Raw genomic sequence first — 18806 nt, forward strand, 5'->3', positions numbered from 1 at the left:
TAACTGCTCTCGACGGATAAAGGTAAGTCGTGCATTCTTATGAATGTCCATTCGGGCCTCCAGATTTGAGTTGACTGCTCATCACAATCAGCTTCTCTGGTTTTGCTCGAATGGACAACCTCTTGAAATGTCACAGCTAACCTGTCGTCGCGCCTAACGGCGCTTCATTGTCCCAGCAACAGTATTGTCGTTTGCCTTTGGGGGCAAGTTGGGTGGTCATGGCCGTCTCGTAGTTCGAAAGAATAAAGGGTTAGAGTTTCGAGTTCCCTCCTTCACAAAACCAAGAGAGCGAATGATTAGCCGCCGCCCGATGGTTTTGGTTTCCTTCAGAGCAGCGGAGCAGTTCCCTCGCCTACGCACTCTAGCTCGTGGATACTGCAAGGCGTTTTTCCTGTGCTGCGGCTCGGGATAGCATGTCGCCAGGGACGCATTTTTTGCATTGGATTCTTTGTAGCTCGGGGACGCGGAATGCGTTGGTGTGCTGCAGTAGATTGTTCTGCGCAGGCGAGGGCGCCTGCGATCCACAGTTTGTCGATTTGACGATTTGTAGGGAGAACGCCTTGATGCGGCCTGGTATAGGACAGACCATCGGGGTCCTTCCACTCGCCCTAACTCCTCTTCGCTTCGCTCAAGGTCGCTCGGACTCGGTCAGGATGACAGGGTTTGAGGGTTTTCAAAAATCCCTACGCAGAACCGAGGCCGTTTTCATTCTCTGGGTTCTGAGGTAGAGGCCGAAAAATTCAGTTCCAACGGTTTGGCAGTAAACGATTTCGGTAACCCTTCAGAGCAGCGGAGCAGTTCCCTCGCCTACGCACTCTAGCTCGTGGACTGCAAGGCGTTTTTCCTGTGCTGCGGCTCGGGATGGCATGTCGATGGGGATGGTTTTTCTTGTGGGTTTGGATTTTTTGTCGAGCGGAGCGGAATGCGTTGGTGTCGTTGAAGCACAATTTTAGTGCGCAGGCGAGGGCGCCTGCGGTCCACAGCTTTTCGTGGGTTTGTCGTTAGAACGCCGTGCCGCTCCATGGGAGAGGAGAGAAGCGTCGGGATCCTGCGGAGGCTCCCTCGGCTTCGCTCGGGATTTCGCCTGCGGACTCGAACGTCCTCAGAACGACTCAACTTCTACTCGCCTTCGCTCCGGGTCGGTCGGACTCAGTCAGGATGACAGGGTTTGGGCGGAATCGGTGAAGACGAACGTGTCGAGGGAATTTCATTGAATCTCAAGCAAGAATACTCTTGCTTTTTAAGACCACAAATGCTAGTATAAGTTGTTTATTTACAGCATTTTACACCTTTATCAGACATAGCGAGCGACTGGCATAAAGGATCGAGAAACCCCGAAACTTACCACTGATAAGTACGGGCCGAAATCTTGTGATCGCGCGTGATCGGGTGATCGAAAGACCAAGCCTTCGAAGCACTGAGGAACAAAGGAAGCAGAGGGGATTAGAGGGGCCGCAGGATCCGGACATCGCCAGAACCGCCACAGGGGCCAGCCTCATCCAATATGTTAGGCTTGAATTTGAGTAACTTTGTCCTCACAACCGAGTAACTTCTAAGGGAACACCACACTTGATAGGAAAAACATTAGCCAAGGTTTTTGGCACCAGTAACGAACGCGAGATCAAGCGGATGCGTCCGCAGATTGACCAGATCAATGCGCTTGAGGCGCAGATGAAGCAACTCACCGACGAGCAGCTTCGCGCCAAGACGGCGGAGTTCCAGGCGCGCATAAAAGAGCGGACGCAGGAAGCGGACACCGAGATTGCCCGGCTGAGCGCGGAGATGAAGACTGCTCCCGACCAGGACATCCGCGGCCAGATTGAAGAATGGACCAAGCGGCGGATTGAGGCGCGGAACCAGGCGCTGGACGAGATATTGCCGGAAGCATTTGCGGTGGCCCGCGAAGGCGGCCGGCGCGTGCTGAACATGCGCCACTTTGACGTTCAGTTGATTGGCGGCATGGTGCTGCACCAGGGCAAGATTGCCGAGATGAAAACCGGTGAAGGCAAAACGCTGGTGGCGACGCTGCCGGTTTACCTGAATGCCTTGAGCGGCGACGGCGTTCACGTGGTCACTGTGAACGATTACCTAGCCAAGCGCGACTCTGAGTGGATGGGAAAGCTTTACCGCTTCCTGGGGCTGAGCGTTGGCGTGATTGTGCATGACCTGGACGATGACGAGCGCCGAGAAGCTTATGCCGCCGACGTGACCTACGGCACAAACAACGAATTTGGTTTTGATTACCTGCGCGACAACATGAAATTTGACCTGGCCGAGTGTGTGCAGCGTGGACACAACTTTGGCATTGTGGATGAAGTTGACTCAATCCTGATTGATGAAGCCAGAACGCCATTGATCATCAGCGGCCAGAGTGATGAGTCGACCGATAAATATGAGAAGGCGAACCGCGTTGTGCCTAACCTGGTGAAGGGTGAGGAAATAGAAAAACCGCCGGGAGAGCCCAAGGAATATACCGGTGACTTCGTTGTGGATGAAAAGCACAAGAACACGATGATCACCGATGAGGGCTGGGACAAGGTGGAACGCCTGCTGGGGATCGATAACATTTCCGATCCGGAAAACTGGGCGATGAAGCACCACGTGGAAACAGCGGTGAAGGCCCACGCCATGTATCGCAAGGACGTTGAGTACGTGGTGAAAGAGGGCGAAGTCTTGATTGTGGACGAGTTCACCGGCCGATTGATGCCGGGACGGCGCTGGTCTGATGGTCTGCATCAGGCGATTGAAGCCAAAGAAGGCGTGAAGGTTGAGCGAGAATCGCAGACGCTGGCCACAATCACCTTCCAGAATTATTTTCGCATGTACAAAAAGCTGGCCGGCATGACCGGAACAGCCGAGACGGAAGCTTCAGAGTTCGACAACATTTACAAGCTGCAGGTGGTGGTGATTCCCACCAACCGCGCTTTGCTGCGCAAAGAGAATCCGGATGTTGTCTATCGCACGGAGAAAGAAAAATATTACGCCGTGGCAGACGAGATCCAGAAGATTGCGGTGGAAGGCAGACCGGTGCTGGTGGGAACTACGTCGATTGAAAAGTCTGAGCGCATCTCTGACCTGCTGAAAAAGAAAAACGTGAAGCATGTGGTGTTGAATGCCAAGTTTCACGAGAAAGAAGCTGAGATTGTGGCGCAAGCGGGCCGCATGAACCAGGTAACGATTGCCACGAACATGGCGGGCCGCGGCACCGATATTCTGCTGGGCGGCAATGCCGAATTTATGGCGCGCCAGGAGATGGTGAAAAAAGGCATTGCGCAGCAACTGCGCACCGCCGGCGGCGAAGTTGTGCTGGAGCAGGACACGGCTGAAAATATTGTCTTCTATTACAACGGGCAGGAATATAAGTGTCCGGCGGACAAGTGGAACGAAACTTTTAACAAGTACAAAAAAGAAACTGACGCGGAGCATGACAAAGTAGTGAGCGTTGGCGGGTTGCATATTCTGGGCACGGAACGCCACGAGGCGCGGCGCATTGATAACCAGCTGCGCGGGCGCGCGGGACGCCAGGGCGATCCGGGGTCGTCGCGATTTTACCTGTCACTGGAAGACGATCTGATGCGCATCTTTGCCAAGCAGTGGGTCTCAACGCTGCTGCAGCGCCTGGGCATGGAAGAAGGTGTGCCGATTGAATCGAAGATGATTTCCAAGCGCATTGAAGCGGCGCAAAAAGCGGTGGAAGCGCAGAATTTTGAGTCGCGCAAACACGTGCTGGAATATGACGACGTGATGAACAAACAGCGCGTGGCCGTGTATGGCCTGCGCAAGGAATTGCTGTCCGGCATCGACCAGAAAGACCTGATTCTGGAAGATTACGTTGCCGCGATGGTGGGCGAAGCGCTGGATAAGTTTGCGCCGCGCAATGTTCATGCCGATCAGTGGGACGTGGAAGGGCTGAACAAATATTTGATCGAGCAGTTTGGCCTGGAGATGGAGAAACAAGGCATTGACGCCGGGCAGCTGAATCGTCAGGAACTGGGCGACCAGATTTTTGAGAAGCTGAAAGAACTGTACGACGCCAAGGAAAAAACAATTGGCGCCGACGCGATGCGATATCACGAACGCATGATCATGCTGAGCGTGCTGGACACGCTGTGGAAAGACCATTTGCTCAACATGGACCATTTGAAAGAAGGAATCGGGCTGCGAGGTTATGGACAGCACGATCCGCTGGTGGAGTACAAGCGCGAATCGTTCGACATGTTTGAAGAGATGATGCAGAAGTCGCAGCAGGACGCGGTGCGGTACCTCTTCCACATGCAGATCATGGATGCGCCCACGACGCAGGCAGCGGTGGCGGTGGATGAGTCGAACGGCGATCAGCCGCAGCAGCAATTGCCTCCGCCGCCGAGGAAACGCGCGTCGACATCGATGGATGATCTGGAAGCACAGTTCCAACGTCGCAAGAAGAAAGAGCTGGAGCAGGCACGCATGGCAGGATCAAACGGATCAACCGCGCCGCAGCAAGTCGTGCGCGGGCAAGCGAAGGTCGGCAGGAATGATCCTTGCCCGTGTGGGTCAGGCAAGAAATACAAGAAGTGTCACGGAGCAGGAACGACGGCGTAAGTTGAGATTTAGATTAGCTGTGCGAATTGTGTTAGCGGCGCAACTTTTGCTATCGGCGGAAAATTGTTGAGCTGCGCGAGTAGTGTTATCGGCGGAAAATTGTTGAGCTGTGCCGACATCCCTGAAGGCCGAGGCGGAGCGCTTGGACGCTCCGGGCGGCTAGACTTGGCGCATCCGTATAACAGGCCGACGATTACCAGAGCAAGAAATGCGGTCAAAGAAATGGCTACAAAAAAATTTCGATTGAATTGACCGGTTTGTTCTGAATCACTACGCTCTTTCATGCATTATTAGATGCGGCACAGGAGAAATGAGAAAGCTGCTGGTGCGCTGCTCACAGCCAGCGGCAGACTTCTTCACAAAAAAAGAAGTGCAAGCCCATGCTTGCACCTCTTTCTAGATTTGAACTCTTTAGCGATTGCCGCGATCTCCACCGCCGCCACGGGGACCGCGATCGCCCCCGCCTCTCGGCCCCCGGCCACCGCCAGAACCTCCCCTACGGTGCCGGCCACCACGCCCTCCACGATCCCCGCCTCCACCGTGCGGACGATCGCCTCTTGGACGTTCCGGCCTTCCCGCAGCAACGGTTTCACGGTTTGCGTCTTCGCGATTAAAGTTCGGCTCGCCGCCTTCATCGTCGTTGAAGTCGCCGCCGCCTTCGAAGGTAATAGTCTCTTCACCTTCGCCGCGTGGCTGAGCAGGCGGACGCTCACTGCGTCTCCCACCTTCTCCGCCCGAACCCTCACCTGACGGCCCGCCTTCTCCGCCCGAACCTTCACCTGATGCTCCGCCCTCACCGCCGCCCATCTTTGCGCGCTGCTCGCGAAGGATCGCCTTGCGGCTCAGCTTGATGCGATTGCCTTCAATCCCTAGGACTTTGACCAGCACCTGGTCACCTTCCTTGAGTTCGTCTTTCACTTCCTTTACTCGATGTTCAGCAATTTCGCTGATATGCAGCAGACCATCGGTTCCGGGAATGATTTCGACGAACGCGCCAAACTCGGCGAGCCGCACGACTTTGCCCAGGTACGTCTTGCCGACTTCCGGCACTGCCGTGAGATCGTTGATGCGCTGGATCGCGCGCTGCGCACTCGGTCCGTCATTCGACGCGACATTCACTCTGCCGCTATCGTCAACGTCAATCTTCACGCCGGTCTCTTCAATAATGCTGCGGATCATCTTTCCGCCCGGCCCAATCAGGTCGCGAATCTTGTCCACTGGAATCTGCAGCGTGTAAATGCGCGGCGCAAAGCTGGAAATATTTTCGCGTCCAGTGGTGATGGTGCCTTCCATCTTGTCCAGGATGTACAAGCGCCCGCGCTTTGCCTGCTCCAGCGCCTCATGCATGATCTTGGACGTAATGCCCATGACCTTAATGTCCATCTGCAGCGCAGTAATTCCCTTGCGTGTTCCGGCGACTTTGAAATCCATATCGCCGTAATGGTCTTCTGCGCCGGCAATGTCCGTCAGGATGGCATAGGAGTCTTCTTCCTTCACCAATCCCATGGCCACGCCCGCCACAGCCGACGATAGCGGCACTCCAGCATCCATCAATGAGAGCGAAGCGCCGCAAACCGTCGCCATTGACGATGATCCGTTCGATTCCAGAATGTCTGAAACCACGCGCATCGTGTAAGGCCAGTTTTCGACGTCAGGCAGCACGGCAAGAAGCGCGCGCTCTGCCAGCGCTCCGTGGCCAATTTCACGACGGCCAACACCCGTCATGCGGCCCACTTCACCCACTGAAAAAGGCGGGAAGTTGTAATGCAGCATAAAGCGCTTTTTGGTCTCGCCTTCAAAGCGCTCAATGCGTTGTGCGTCGTCCGGCGTGCCCAGCGTGGTCGTCACCAGCGCCTGCGTTTCACCGCGGGTAAACACGGCTGAACCGTGTGTGCGTGGCAGCACGCCAACTTCAATCCAGATGTCGCGGATCTGATCAAACGCGCGTGAATCCGGACGCTTGCGGTCTTTCGTGACCTGCTCGCGGAAAATGCGCTCGCGCAGCGCTTCATAATATTTTGAAAGTTTTGCTGCGGCTTCTTTATCGTCTTCCGGCAGCTCGGCTTTCAGCGCCTTCTTGATCTCGCGGACTTTTTCGTAGCTCTCATGCTTCGGGTGTTTCGCAGTATCCAGTGCGTCCGTCAGTTCTTTGCCGACCTTTTTCATGAGCTGGTCGTAATATTTCTGATCAAACTCAGGCGCAGTAACTTCCAGCTTTTTCTTGCCGTTCTTCGCGGCCAGATCAGTCAGCGCGGCGCAGATTTTCTTGATCTGCTCATGCGCAAACTCAATGGCGTTCAGCACCTGCTCTTCAGAAACTTCCTTGGCGCCGGATTCCACCATCACAATGCCTTCAGCCGTTCCCACCACCATAATGTTGAGCAGGCTGTCGCGCATTTCTTCGTACGTAGGATTCACGATCATCTGGTCGTTCACAAGGCCAATGCGCACCGCGCCCACGGGACCGTGGAACGGGATCTCAGAAAGCGTCAGCGCCGCGGAAGCAGCGTTAATGGCCAGCACGTCAGGATCGTTTTCCGTATCGGCGGAAAGCACCAGGGCAATCACCTGTGTCTCATTGCGGAAGCCCTCCGGAAACAGCGGGCGGATGGGGCGATCAATCTGGCGGGCGGTCAGCGTCTCGCGTTCCTGCGGACGGCCTTCACGCTTGATAAAGCCGCCGGGGATGCGTCCTCCGGCGTATGTGTATTCGCGGTAATCAACCGTAAGGGGGAAGAAATCTATGCCTTCGCGGGGGTCGGGCGAGGCGCATGCCGTGCCCAGTACAACGTTATCTCCCTGGCGCACAATGGCGGAGCCTTGCGCCTGTTTTGCTAGATGTCCGGTTTCAATCTGGAGGGTTTTGCCGCCTGCAAGTTCAACAGTGGCTGTCTGCTTCATCAGTTCCTCTTTTCCAGGAGGACCAGCAGTCTGAATTCAAAAAGAGAGCAATCTGAGCAGCGGAGGCGGGAGAACACACGTTTCCCACCGGCGCTAGACGACCGTTTTTCCGTTCGATCTCGATCGATTATTTACGGATTCCAAGTTTCTGAATGACGTCTTTGTAACGCTCAGTATCGTACGTTTTCAGATAGTCCAGCAGGCGGCGGCGCTTGCTGACCATCATCAAGAGACCTCGCCGGGAGGCGTGGTCCTTTTTATGGCTCTTGAAGTGCTCCGTCAGCTCGCCGATACGCTCACTGAGAATGGCAATCTGGACTTCCGGGCTGCCCGTATCAGATTGATGCGTACGGAAGCGGTTGATGACGTCGGCCTTGCGCTCTCTCGCTAACACTGAATTCTGGTCGACTCCTATATCTAAATCTTGTCCTGTAAGTGACTTAAACAGAGTAACACGCGGGGGCGAAAACTGTAAAGCCGCAGCCCGCCGCCAGCAGAAAGCAGACCTTACCGCTGATAACGCAGATGACGCTGATTCAAAAGGGACTGCAGCTCACGATTTTTCTCTGTCTCTGTTGGCTCCCCTCTGGAAATATGCTGCGGTAGGACCAGTTCAGATCACGTGCGATCACTCGTATCTCGTTCTTATCCGTGTTAATCCGTGTTATCCGTGAAATCAGCGGTAAGGTTTTGCTTTTCCGGTCACGCGCGATCACCCGATCACGGCGATCACCCGATCTTTCCGGGGGGTAAGACAACCTCCTGTCCCGTAACCGCTTCGGAATTATCAAGCCACCTGTCGTACTGGAGGGAACCTATGATGAAAGTTTTAAAAATCGCCGCGTTTATGCTGCTCTGCGTCTGCTTTGTTGCAATGCAGACTCCCGCAACCGCTCAGACCCCAACCGCTGCCCAGCAAGCCGGCACTCAGGTTGAAAAGCCTATGCTGGAATTTGCCAACGCCAACTCCGCCAAAGTCGCCTGGACCTCAAAAGCCGGCCAAGACTTGGTTCTGCAGTTCAGCACCACTCCCGACTTTGGGTCCAACCCCCAGGCGGTGGATGCCATCGAGCACACGGGCGGCGACAATCACCGCGCGACTCTCACTAGCCTGCAACCTAACACCACCTATTACATACGGATGGTAGACAAATCAGGACAGCCGGTTGGTTCGGTCTTCACATTCAAGACCCCGGCCCACGGCCAGCCACCGCTCCGCGAGCAGCCTTTGCAAGCAAAGTAACTGGGCCGTTTACCTGCTTTCACCCTGCCAGCCAATGGCAGGGTGGAGGAGGGGTTTCAGTTAGCCTTCTTGTAAATACCGATAATGCCAGTGAGATTGCGGGTGGTCGCGCGTGATCAGGTGATCGGCTGCTGCCGACGGTAAGGATTTATTGCCAATAATGCCAAAGATCGCCCCAAAAATGGCGATTTTTTCGATCATTATTATGACCCGGTGCCTCTACGTTTTAGGTCCCATCAATCGCGCAGTGCGGATTGCAGCAATCTTCTCCGGAATCTGAAACGGGTGCTCGCTCAATCCATGTACAAATTTTTCGATATCATCCAACATACTATTGGTGAAATCAGGGTAGCGATAGCGAAGCAAGCCATTGAGCAACATGAGCGTATTGCTCAATCCGAACACCTTTATTTCTCCTTGTGGGAGCTCGGCTTTAGCCCTTTCAAGTGCTTCTTGCAAGTGTCCAACCTTCCATAAAACGCAGACAATGAAGTAGCTCACGCGCAGATAGTCCTTTCCATCTAGGCGCGCGATCAGCGCCTTCACGAACTGATCCTGTTCATGAGGAGTCACCAGCCGATCATAGAAAACCAACAATGCTTCCAAATTGTCCGACCGAAGCTGGGAAGCATTAGGATCGTTGGAGATACTCTGGTTTTTGGGAGAATTGGGATTCCATGAATCGTTCCCGACACCCGTCATCTCGCGCCCATTGACAATCAAGTGAATACTTCCCAAGCCCCCGGCGATGCGCCCGCATTTGTCGTAGCGCGCTAGCTCCGATTGCAGAACAGCAGCAATCTCTCTTTCGATGGGATTTGGGATTGAAGAAACGACTTCAAGAGATGGGACTGCCGCTGTGGCTTGAGAAGCAGATATCACACGCACATTAACGTTTGCACGTTGCTCGTGGCCTTCGTCGTCCCTCACACCGATGGTAACGCGGACTTCTTTACCAACTTTCTTCCGGGGTACCCCCCTGATCATGATAGTTACACTGGCCGGCAACGATGTGTTTGGCGGGATGACATGCCCGGAATGGACAGCACTGCCGTAGATATTCCGATCTACAGCCCGAAGAGAAACATCGTCGTGCAAGATTTCCCCCCGAATGCGCGGGCTGATTAGTCTCGTATTCACCAAAGCGAGGGGATTCGCAGTGCGATTTTTTACGAGAAAACGTATAGCTACCTGCGTTACGATCGAGTCATCGGCCTGTTTCGAACTTGACCAGTGGCTCTGTTGCGGAATTGCTATAAGATGAAATCTCCGACGTGCCTCAGCGGAAGCCTTCCATGCGGGTATCTCATGGATCAAGATTCCGATCCCCCGAGCCACCGCGAGCGCGGCGAACACCACTCCACCCACAATAATCCACGGGCGAGCGGTTGCTGGCACCGACGCTGCAATGCCGGGAAAAAGGAGCAGTGCGCCTGCAGATATCGCCAAACCAAAGAGCAACCAGAGCGGCAGATCCTTAAGTATCTCTAGTATCTTCGCCGTTGTTCCAGCACTTTCCTCTACTCCTGCCATCGCTTAAATTCCTACTCTAGCTCTCTAACTGCAACTCTGATAGGACTATAGCAGGATGTTCATTCGAACCGAACCCATTCCTAGCCTCGAGGACCGCTTTAGCCTCTCTGCTCAGGCCGGGCGGAGGACTCAGCCTCCTTGTTTCCTCTGGAACGGCTTCGGGAACCAAGCCAAATGATGGCGAGACGTGCCACGCGATTTTAGGATGAGATATTGTCTTATTTCATATTGATCCGTAGGCGAACAAAAGGTAGAATAGCAGCATTTAGCAGCTAGCAATTGGCAATTGCCAAACCGCAAGAACCAAGGGCCGAAGACGGGGCGGGATCGATGAAAACACGCAGGTTTAACGCGTTTTTCAGGTCAGTTTGACGGGATTCGGGATCGATTGAACGCGAAATTTCTCGGGTGGAACGGAATAAACCCTTTGGAATCATAGTCGAGGCCAAGGGGGGTGGGCTGTTCAAAAAAACAAGATTGCCAAAATTGCCATAATTTGTAATCGCCGGAATTGGAAAACGTGATGATGGATGATCGATACAGTCAGGAACGCCCGAAGGAGAGCCGAAAAGCGCCAGAGGCGCGCTACGCGTATTACCGGCGGTGCCAGGTGTTCCGGCGGAATGGCGTGCAGTGCAAGGCACCGGCGGAAACTGGCTCGCAGATTTGCCACGCGCATGCTGGACAACTGGCGATGGCGGTGCGTCGCGAACGGGAACGCAGGGCGGTGCTGGCGGAGGCGGTAGCGGAGATGCGCAAACGGGGCCGGCCGGAATGCGAAATGGCCGACCTGTTTACTAGCTTCAAAGGCATTCAAGTGACGACAGCAGTGATGGCACGAGCAGTGATCTCCGGCAGGATTGACTGCAAGACTGCGGGACAGATGGTGGTGCATTTGCAGGCGATGTCAAAACTGCTGTGGGTTTACCACAGAGCTCACAGAGGAGCACAGAGAGAAAAAGCTTTAACCACGAAGGACACGAAGAAGCACGAAGGGTTGCCGCAGATTTGCGCAGATGAGCGCAGATGAGCGCAGAATGAGCAAACCAGAAGAAATGATGCCTGTGCCCGTCGCTGTGTCAAATGATGTTTCTCTGGGACGTGTAGCTGAGCGCGGAGGCGCGGAGGTTTTGCAGTTTGCAGCGATGGCTCTTGGAGATGGAAGCCCCGCGCATAGGCCGCCGGAATTGAAAGCAGCATGAGTGAAGTTTACGAGTTTGAATGCTTCCGCGCTGGAAGCTGCTGGCTGTTATACGTCAGCAAAAGATCTTTGACAAATTGAATAATCATTTAGGAGATGCGGTTGGGGATTTACTGTCCTTGCGCCGCAGGCCCGCGCGCAGCTGCTCCCAGCAAGCCCGCTTTTGGCTGCTGGGACGCAATGCAGCGGAGCGCGCAAAAAATCCGCGCCGCGGCTTGCCGGGGATAGGCATCGGTACTCGCGCCGATAATCCAAGTGCTTGTCCCTGATCCTTATCTATCTGGCGCGTGCGTACGGCGTCCAACCCACGAGTCTCCACGGGCCAAAAGGTTACAACTTTTTAGTACACGTCCTGGCATGCTCCATTTCCGGAAACGAAACACAGAATCGGAACCATGATTCTTGTAGACCCCAGAAACTATAGTGCTCCAGTTCGGATCCTCGGCAGAATCTCAATCCGTTTCCGCAAATCTTTGGAGGCCAAGCAATGCACAGCAAGAAACTGCACCGTGGTTTGCCGCCGACGCTGACAGCGATATTGGCGCTGGCGATCATGATTACCCTGCTGCCCATAACTGCCGCAGCCGATGACAATACCGTCACGTTCCTGCGCACCGACCAGCCGGGAAGCTGGTTTCAGAACGTTGCCGGTCCTATCGCCGGCACGCAATCGCTGGCCGTGGCGGCGCCTGGCGTTCAAGTCAGATTCAAAGGCAAGTCGAACGCCGTCCATACCGTTACCAGCTTGATTTTTCCCACGGGCGCGCAGGGCATGCCCTTTGATTCCGGGACCTTGCAGAACGATGACCAGGTAAGAGTCACGCTTAAGACTCCCGGCCTGTATGTTTTTACCTGCAAAATTCACCCCTATATGTTTGCGGCAGTCATCGTTGATGATCCGGCGACACAGGGACTTGATCTGGGTGACAGCATCAGCCTGGTGAATGGGATTACAGTCCCGACGAGCAGCGACCTGGCCACGCGCCTGCTGCGGACTTTCTTCATCGCCACCAACCCAGCCAACTGGCAGGACCACAGCCTGAGCGCGTGGCATATCACTTATCCCAACGTTGACGTAAGAATCACCGGCGGCGCGGTGGTGAATCTGCCCGCGGTGCTGAACGCGCGTTATGGCAATGACACACCGATGGCGGCGCCTTTCAACCCCGCGACGCCCGGCGTGGGCGAAGTCTGGGTGGACACGCAATTTGAACTGACGCGGCAAAAAGACAAGCCCGGGACCGCGACCAACGTGAACGCAACTTCATGGAAGCCGGTGCGCAAAGTGGCGTTGCCGCAAATCGACATGAACAATCCACACAACATGTGGACGGACAAAGACCAGAAATTCATCTATCAGACGCAGTGGTTTGATTTCCGCATGACCACGTTCAACCGCACCACGGGAAAGCTGCTGCATGACGTCGAGGTGGGGCCGGATCCTTCTCACGTGATGACGCGCACGGATACGGACCATCTGCATGTGGCGCTGGATGGCGAAGACAGCGCGTTTGCCGTGGTCCAACTGATGCCCGGCGGCGGCAGCATTGAGCGGCTCATCAACATTGATGAAGGCCATCCTCACGCCCATTGGATGGGCCATGACGGCAAGACCATGGTCACGCCCAATACGTTCAGTGATACCTCGACCATCTTTGATTTCAATACCGATTCAGTGCGGGCCCTGGTCCATACCACCGGAGCTCTTCCCATCGCCACGGGCATGATGCCTGACGACAGCAAATACTACGTCGATAATTTCCTCGACAGCACGATTGATGTAGTCAACACCAGCACGGGAGCAATCAGCAAGACGATCAATCTCCTGGCGAACTATGATCCGATCTCGGGGGCCATCAGCGGCCCGGTTGGAGCGTTGCCCATTCAGACGCCCGTAAGCCCCGATGGAAAAGTCATGGTCACAGCCAATATTCTCACAGACACAATCACGCTCATCGACACACAGTCTGACACTCTGGTGGCAATGCTGCTGTGCGATGCCGGCTGCCACGGCGTGCAATGGGGCGCCAAGCAAGGCGGAGGATACTACGCCTACGTCAGCAGCCAGTTCTCCAACACGCTGGAAGTAGTCGATCCAAATCCCGACGGTAGCGGCGACCTGACGCACGCCCGCGTGGTGGGCAGGATCCTGTTGAAGACCTTGCCAACCACCGCGGTCGATGACAAAAACGTCGGCCTCGACGGAATGGGTGGGCAAGGCGTGCTTCCGATTCCCTTGGTCTACAACGGCTGGGTGCAGAACCTGCCTGCCGCGTTCAAGCAGCAGCTCACGCCTGCTCAGCTGAATCCTTTTCCGCCGAAACCCTAGCCCTTGCCCATGGCAAGTTCATCGATCACTCAAGCAAAGTGGCTGGCCTAAGTTGGCCGGCCACTTTGTTTTTGCTATCGTAGCCGGCATCTCCCGATTTCCAATTTGAAACATCATCAATTTTTTTGTCCGCGGCACCGCGCTTCATAGACTGCCAGAGGAACTACAATAGCCGCGAGGGAAAGAGCGATGGAAAATCAGAAACGGCTGTGGATAGCGATGGTGTTCATGGGTGCGTTGGCGCGGTTACTGCCGCATCCGTGGAATTTCACTCCGATGATGGCGATTGGGTTGTTTGCGGGATATCAGGCGCGAAAGGCCACCACGGGTATTTTGGCCACTCTGCTTGCGCTCGCCCTAAGTGACGCCGTGATGGGCTTTTATCCCGGCTTCTGGTACGTTTACGCGGCAACGCTGGTTCCGGTGATGCTCGGCTGGCTGATTCGTAACCGAAGTGGCGCGAGTGCAATTGCTGTGGCGGCGCTTGCTTCCAGTGTGTCGTTCTTCCTGATCACGAATTTCATGTTCTGGGCTGCCAGCGGATGGTATCCGCACACGATGGCGGGCCTTGCGGCAAGTTATGTGGCGGGAATACCGTTCTACCAGAACCAGTTCCTGGGAGACGCGTTTTACACCGTGGCGATATTCGGCGGCTATGCTGCCCTGAGCCAGGTTTCCCTGAGCAAGGTTTGGCAGCCGGTGCGGAATGCAGCCTGAAAAGCGCATTGTTTCTCTGCTGGCCAGCGCCACGGAAATCGTCTGTGCCCTGGGCGCCGGCAAAATGCTGGTAGGGCGCTCCCATGAGTGCGATAACCCGGACTGGGTGCGGCAACTCCCATCCTGTACTGAACCTGCTTTTGATGTGTCCACCTCAAGTATGGAAATCGATGCGGAAGTTCGACGGCGAATCCGCGCGGGCGAACCGCTGTATCACGTTGACGGTGACTTGATCCGCGATATGCGCCCTGATTTGCTGATCACACAAGCGCATTGTGAAGTGTGCGCCGTAACTCCCGGCGACATAGAACGAAGCAGCGCCTGTACACTCACGGCGCGGCAAATTGCGCTGTCCGCTTCAACTTTGGATGACATATTCAAAAGCATCCGGGAGATATCACAAGCGCTGGGCCTGCAGGAGCAGGGTGAGGAGCTTGTCCGTCGTGAACAACAACGCCTGGATGTGGTACGGGAAAAAGCTGCGCGTTTCCGCAGGCCAACCGTGGTGATGTTGGAATGGACAGACCCATTATTCGCCATGGGAAACTGGGGTCCGGAGCTGGTGGAAATCGCAAACGGGGAGCTGCTGCTGGGAAAAAAAGGCGAGTACTCTGCCGCCATTCCTGCTGAGCAGCTTCGCGATGCTGATCCGGAGTACTTGATTGTCGCGCCCTGCGGATTCAACCTGGAGCGGAGCCTGCAGGAACAAGCTGTACTAGAGCGGTATCCGTGGTGGCCGGAGCTGCAAGCGGTACGCAAGGGAAACCTGGTGTTTGCGGATGGCAATCTCTTCTTCAATCGCTCTGGAATGACGATCTCGCAAACGGCAGAGATCATCGCGGAAATTCTTCACGGCATCTCATTTGGTGGGACGAGCAACACGCATTGGCGGCGGCTGGAGACGGCCCGGGCGTAAGAACATGAATTACTTTGGTTGCGATTTGGACAGGCTCGCAACTATCTCTTTAAACCCTTGTTCCTCGCGTATCCGGTCGAATGCGGCATCATCCAGCGCTTTGGCGCTTGTCATTCCCTTCTCCAGGGCTTTCTTCAGCTCCTGGAGCGCCGGCTTTTTCTCGCCCAATTGAGCGCATGCCGTGGCTGAGAGATAGCTGGCCCATGCGCTCTCCGGCTGGATGATTTCACCGGCCTGAAACATGCTTTTAGCTGAGATGAAATCTTTCTTCAGCATGGCCTGCTGGCCAGTCTCAGCGGCATAAGCAAAGGCTGAAGCCAGACCGCGCTCAATGGCCTGCCGCCGCGCAGGATTGGAGCTTTCTTGTTTGTCGCGATAAGCATCATTGACTGCCGATTCAAGTTGAGAGAAAAAATCATTCCGCTGATCTGCCCCCTGGTTGATCCCCGCAACCAGATTGCCGATCTTTTTGGTGACTTCATCCTGCAGCTCAAGCGCCGCTTTCTCATTCTTCTTGGCTTTGTGGAACTCCGCAGATTCAGCCAGAGACTTTGCCAACGCCAGTTGCGGCTTCACGTCGCGAAACGTGCTGAAGTCCTGCGCAATCTCACGATAAGCTCGCTCAGCGGCCAGAACGTCACCGGATTTCTGCTCTGCCAGCGCTTCCGCCATACGGCTCTCAAACTGCTGCGTGACAAATTCTTTATCGAGCGGCGCGATGCCTTTCACCATCGCGCGCAACTGGAGCCACGCCAAGGCGCGCTCGGCAAATCCCTTGGGCATCCAGTTGTGCGGGCCATCGTAAACCACAAACCGGCTCACCACCTTGCGCGCATCGAACGACTCTTTCAGGTGCAACTGCTCGGGATAATTAAAGTCGGTTGTGCCCGCCACCAGAAACCAGTCGCTCACATCGGGTCCGGGCAGCGTAGCGCCGTTGGGCAAGCCCGCGGAATTGGCGATCACTCCTGCAATGCAGTTCCGGCACGCCAGCGCCACGGTGGACGCTACGCGCGCGCCGCCAGAGAGGCCCGCCGTATAAATGCGTCGTGGATCGATGGCGTAGCGCTCCTTCACGTCAGCCCACAGCACGCGGATGGCGGCCGAGGGATCTTCAAAATTTCTGGAGTTATTGCTGCCCACAACAATGAATCCATACTTCTCCGCCGCCTCATGGAACAGCTTGACGGAAACTTCTCCGCGCGCAAACGGATCAAACACCAGCAGCAGCGGCCATCTCTTTGCCGGCGAATAAGCCGAGGGGAGATAGAGAGCGTAGCTGTTCGTGGCGTCGGCAAGTGTAGCAACAGACGCGTGTACCGTGCCGGGCGCTGGCGTTTGCGCTTGAGCAACAAGGCTCAGGGCGCCAGCAAGAATCAATATCGGGAGGAACCTTGGCATCTATTTATTCTGACTGACAGAATGGCAAAACGTTATCCCGCCTTACGCAAGTCCAGTGCGTCTAAGTGAACGGCTGAGTGAGTGGCTGGCTGCATCCAAAGGTATAATTTGCTATCGACTCCCCCACCAGCAGGCTCGTTTCTTTGAAGGAGATTTTTAATGCTAAAGCGGCGCGACATCCATGCGGTTTTACTTTTGCTTCTGGCTTTTTTGGGTGCAGCCCACGCACAGCAAGCCGCGCCGGCGCAACCAAAACCACGCCGTTTCCTGATGTGGAAGGCCGCGTCGCCCACTGCAACGGTGTATCTCGTCGGGTCTATTCACCTGGGCGACAGCAGCATGTACCCGCTGCCCAAAGAAGTTGAGTCTGCCTTTGCCGCCGCGAAGGCCTTGGCTGTGGAGATCAATATCAAGAACGCTGACCAGGCCAAAATGATCGGCCTGATTCAGAAATACGGTCTCTATACCCCTGACGATTCGCTGACCAAGCATCTCCCCAAAGAGACCCAGGCCGCGCTGGACGATTTCTGCACTCGCCACAACGTGCCTCGCCAGGGAATGGAACAGCTGAAACCGTGGGTAGTTGCCGTCACCATCGCTGCAATGGCATGGCAGCAGGCAGGTGAAGATCCGTCCTTTGGGATAGATATGCACTTCCTCGACGAAAGCAAGCCGCCGCAGCGGATTGACGAACTGGAAACCATGGAATCGCAGCTTGCAATCTTTGCTGAAGCCACAGAAGAAGAGCAGCAAAGCATGCTGGCCGCCACCCTGAAACAGGGCGACAAGACCAAAGACATCATTAAGCGCACGCAGGCAGCATATGTTGCGGGCGATCCCGATGCCTTGCAAAAAGTGATGGACGAGCAGGACGACCTGGGATCAAAGAGCTTGGAGAAAAAACTTCTGGACGATCGTAACGTGGCCATGACTGGCAAGATGGAGGAATACCTCAAAGGCAAAGAGCAGATTTTTGTGGTCGTGGGCGCGGCGCACATCATCGGCCAGAAAGGCATTGCCAAACAACTGCGCGACAAGGGCTACAAAGTTGATCAAGTAGTGCTGGAAGCGAAGTAAAATCTGCTTCCTCCGATCGCCGCAACCCTCGCTGGGTGGAGCAAGCATTTGTGCCTGCGATAAGAGCAATTAAAAAACCGGCTTCAGCCGCTGAGATAATTCCTGCTGGGATGCAAAAATCAGCACCCTTCTAAAACAACATTCCCGTTTCCGGTTGCTGGGCAGCGGGCACAATTTCTTTGATGATCTCCGGATCATCATTATCCGCATTGCCCACGCGCGTGCTCACCGGATACTTCCTCATCAATCGCGCATCAAAGGGCTTGAGCAGATCAGCCACACCTGCAGGATCATTCATCCCAGGATCAAGCCACAGGTCGTACTCTTCAGGCTTCACAATCACCGGCATGCGGTCATGGATGCCTGAGACCAGTGAGTTCGCATCGGTCGTGAGAATAGTAAAGCTATTCAGCGGAGTGCCCGCCGGATCGCTCCAGCGCTCCCACAGTCCGGCAAACGCAAACAGTGAATCGTCCGCCATGCCGATGTTATACGGTTGCTTCTCTTTCTTACTAAGCTTCTGCCACTCATAAAAGCCGTCGGCTGGAACCAGGCAGCGGCGCTTGCGCATGGCTTCGCGGAAAGCAGCTTTCTCCGCTGCCGTTTCGCACATCGCATTGATCGTTTTGAATCCAATGGAAATATCTTTGGCCCATGACGGAACCAGTCCCCAGCGCATCAGTGAAAACTTCCGCTTCGGCTGCTTCCTGTCCTGGCGGACAATCGCGGCCTCCTGCGTCGGCGCAATGTTGTAACGCGGAGTCCAATGCACTTCGCTCTCTTCCAGATCAAAGTGCTCAGCAATGTATCGTTCTTTTGAGGTGAGGCGGTAGCGTCCACACATACAGAATTAGCTTCGGACGGAACAACATCTACAATCATTCCGCCCACAGAAGATCGAAGATTG

14 protein-coding genes are annotated in these 18806 nt (G+C 55.2%); 8 read left to right on the forward strand and 6 right to left on the reverse strand.

The features are described 5' to 3' along the window. The first annotated feature begins 1569 nt into the window (after positions 1-1569). Positions 1570-4581 (forward strand): preprotein translocase subunit SecA, encoded by a 3012-nt coding sequence (gene secA / locus LAO76_23325; GenBank protein MBZ5493862.1) that lies wholly within the window; start codon positions 1570-1572, stop codon positions 4579-4581. A gap of 411 nt (positions 4582-4992) precedes the next feature. Here the strand turns inward: secA and pnp are convergent, their stop codons facing one another. Both pnp and rpsO read right to left on the reverse strand, forming a co-directional pair. Further along, positions 4993-7482, reverse strand: coding sequence for a polyribonucleotide nucleotidyltransferase (gene pnp / locus LAO76_23330; GenBank protein ID MBZ5493863.1), 2490 nt, complete (start codon positions 7480-7482; stop codon positions 4993-4995). A 127-nt stretch (positions 7483-7609) separates the two neighbouring features. Next, positions 7610-7876: a 30S ribosomal protein S15 gene (gene rpsO / locus LAO76_23335; GenBank protein ID MBZ5493864.1), complete on the reverse strand. Its 267-nt coding sequence runs from the start codon at positions 7874-7876 to the stop codon at positions 7610-7612. A 423-nt stretch (positions 7877-8299) separates the two neighbouring features. Here rpsO and LAO76_23340 point away from each other — a divergent pair, with 423 nt between their 5' ends. Next, positions 8300-8725 carry a fibronectin type III domain-containing protein gene (locus LAO76_23340; GenBank protein ID MBZ5493865.1) on the forward strand — a complete coding sequence of 142 codons (426 nt, stop codon included), beginning with the start codon at positions 8300-8302 and terminating at the stop codon, positions 8723-8725. Positions 8726-8785: 60 nt separating this feature from the next. Here LAO76_23340 and LAO76_23345 read toward each other — a convergent pair whose 3' ends face one another. Both LAO76_23345 and LAO76_23350 read right to left on the reverse strand, forming a co-directional pair. Continuing rightward, entirely contained in the window at positions 8786-8926 is a 141-nt protein-coding gene (locus LAO76_23345) for a hypothetical protein (GenBank protein ID MBZ5493866.1), read from the reverse strand. Positions 8927-8944: 18 nt separating this feature from the next. After that, positions 8945-10258, reverse strand: a complete 1314-nt coding sequence (locus LAO76_23350; GenBank protein ID MBZ5493867.1) for a hypothetical protein — start codon at positions 10256-10258, stop codon at positions 8945-8947. 523 nt (positions 10259-10781) lie between these two features. Here LAO76_23350 and LAO76_23355 point away from each other — a divergent pair. The 5 genes from LAO76_23355 (at position 10782) to LAO76_23375 (ending at position 15421) form a co-directional block, all read left to right on the forward strand. Then, positions 10782-11288 (forward strand): hypothetical protein, encoded by a 507-nt coding sequence (locus LAO76_23355; protein MBZ5493868.1) that lies wholly within the window; start codon positions 10782-10784, stop codon positions 11286-11288. Positions 11289-11295: 7 nt separating this feature from the next. Then, positions 11296-11460 carry a hypothetical protein gene (locus LAO76_23360; GenBank protein MBZ5493869.1) on the forward strand — a complete coding sequence of 55 codons (165 nt, stop codon included), beginning with the start codon at positions 11296-11298 and terminating at the stop codon, positions 11458-11460. A gap of 552 nt (positions 11461-12012) precedes the next feature. Continuing rightward, complete coding sequence (locus LAO76_23365) at positions 12013-13788, forward strand: copper oxidase (GenBank protein ID MBZ5493870.1); 1776 nt, start codon at positions 12013-12015, stop codon at positions 13786-13788. Positions 13789-13977: 189 nt separating this feature from the next. Continuing rightward, the gene (locus tag LAO76_23370; protein MBZ5493871.1) at positions 13978-14505 is read left to right on the forward strand and encodes a hypothetical protein; all 528 of its coding nucleotides are present in this window, start codon (positions 13978-13980) and stop codon (positions 14503-14505) included. After that, complete coding sequence (locus LAO76_23375) at positions 14495-15421, forward strand: ABC transporter substrate-binding protein (GenBank protein ID MBZ5493872.1); 927 nt, start codon at positions 14495-14497, stop codon at positions 15419-15421. The genes LAO76_23370 and LAO76_23375 overlap by 11 nt, the downstream gene beginning before the upstream one ends. 9 nt (positions 15422-15430) lie before the next feature. Here the strand turns inward: LAO76_23375 and LAO76_23380 are convergent, their stop codons facing one another. Then, on the reverse strand, positions 15431-16822 hold the full coding sequence (locus LAO76_23380; protein ID MBZ5493873.1) for a hypothetical protein: 1392 nt from the start codon (positions 16820-16822) through the stop codon (positions 15431-15433). A 159-nt stretch (positions 16823-16981) separates the two neighbouring features. Between LAO76_23380 and LAO76_23385 the strand changes: the two genes are divergently transcribed. Beyond that, a complete protein-coding gene (locus LAO76_23385; GenBank protein MBZ5493874.1) occupies positions 16982-17899 on the forward strand; it encodes a TraB/GumN family protein in 918 nt (305 codons plus the stop codon). Between the two features lie 130 nt (positions 17900-18029). Here the strand turns inward: LAO76_23385 and LAO76_23390 are convergent, their stop codons facing one another. Next, positions 18030-18743: an SOS response-associated peptidase gene (locus LAO76_23390; GenBank protein MBZ5493875.1), complete on the reverse strand. Its 714-nt coding sequence runs from the start codon at positions 18741-18743 to the stop codon at positions 18030-18032. Between the last annotated feature and the right edge of the window lie 63 nt (positions 18744-18806).

This window comes from Terriglobia bacterium, assembly GCA_020072645.1.
Taxonomy (GTDB): domain Bacteria; phylum Acidobacteriota; class Terriglobia; order Terriglobales; family Acidobacteriaceae; genus Angelobacter.

What these genes read in the sequence shown, in the direction of transcription:
- LAO76_23380 (MBZ5493873.1), bottom strand. Translation starts at nt 16,822, where the DNA reads ATGCCAAGGTTCCTCCCGATATTGATTCTTGCTGGCGCCCTGAGCCTT.
- LAO76_23340 (MBZ5493865.1), top strand. Translation starts at nt 8,300, where the DNA reads ATGATGAAAGTTTTAAAAATCGCCGCGTTTATGCTGCTCTGCGTCTGC.
- LAO76_23355 (MBZ5493868.1), top strand. Translation starts at nt 10,782, where the DNA reads ATGATGGATGATCGATACAGTCAGGAACGCCCGAAGGAGAGCCGAAAA.
- LAO76_23385 (MBZ5493874.1), top strand. Translation starts at nt 16,982, where the DNA reads ATGCTAAAGCGGCGCGACATCCATGCGGTTTTACTTTTGCTTCTGGCT.
- LAO76_23390 (MBZ5493875.1), bottom strand. Translation starts at nt 18,743, where the DNA reads ATGTGTGGACGCTACCGCCTCACCTCAAAAGAACGATACATTGCTGAG.
- LAO76_23360 (MBZ5493869.1), top strand. Translation starts at nt 11,296, where the DNA reads ATGAGCAAACCAGAAGAAATGATGCCTGTGCCCGTCGCTGTGTCAAAT.
- pnp (MBZ5493863.1), bottom strand. Translation starts at nt 7,482, where the DNA reads ATGAAGCAGACAGCCACTGTTGAACTTGCAGGCGGCAAAACCCTCCAG.
- LAO76_23370 (MBZ5493871.1), top strand. Translation starts at nt 13,978, where the DNA reads ATGGAAAATCAGAAACGGCTGTGGATAGCGATGGTGTTCATGGGTGCG.
- LAO76_23345 (MBZ5493866.1), bottom strand. Translation starts at nt 8,926, where the DNA reads ATGATCGAAAAAATCGCCATTTTTGGGGCGATCTTTGGCATTATTGGC.
- LAO76_23375 (MBZ5493872.1), top strand. Translation starts at nt 14,495, where the DNA reads ATGCAGCCTGAAAAGCGCATTGTTTCTCTGCTGGCCAGCGCCACGGAA.
- LAO76_23350 (MBZ5493867.1), bottom strand. Translation starts at nt 10,258, where the DNA reads ATGGCAGGAGTAGAGGAAAGTGCTGGAACAACGGCGAAGATACTAGAG.
- LAO76_23365 (MBZ5493870.1), top strand. Translation starts at nt 12,013, where the DNA reads ATGATTACCCTGCTGCCCATAACTGCCGCAGCCGATGACAATACCGTC.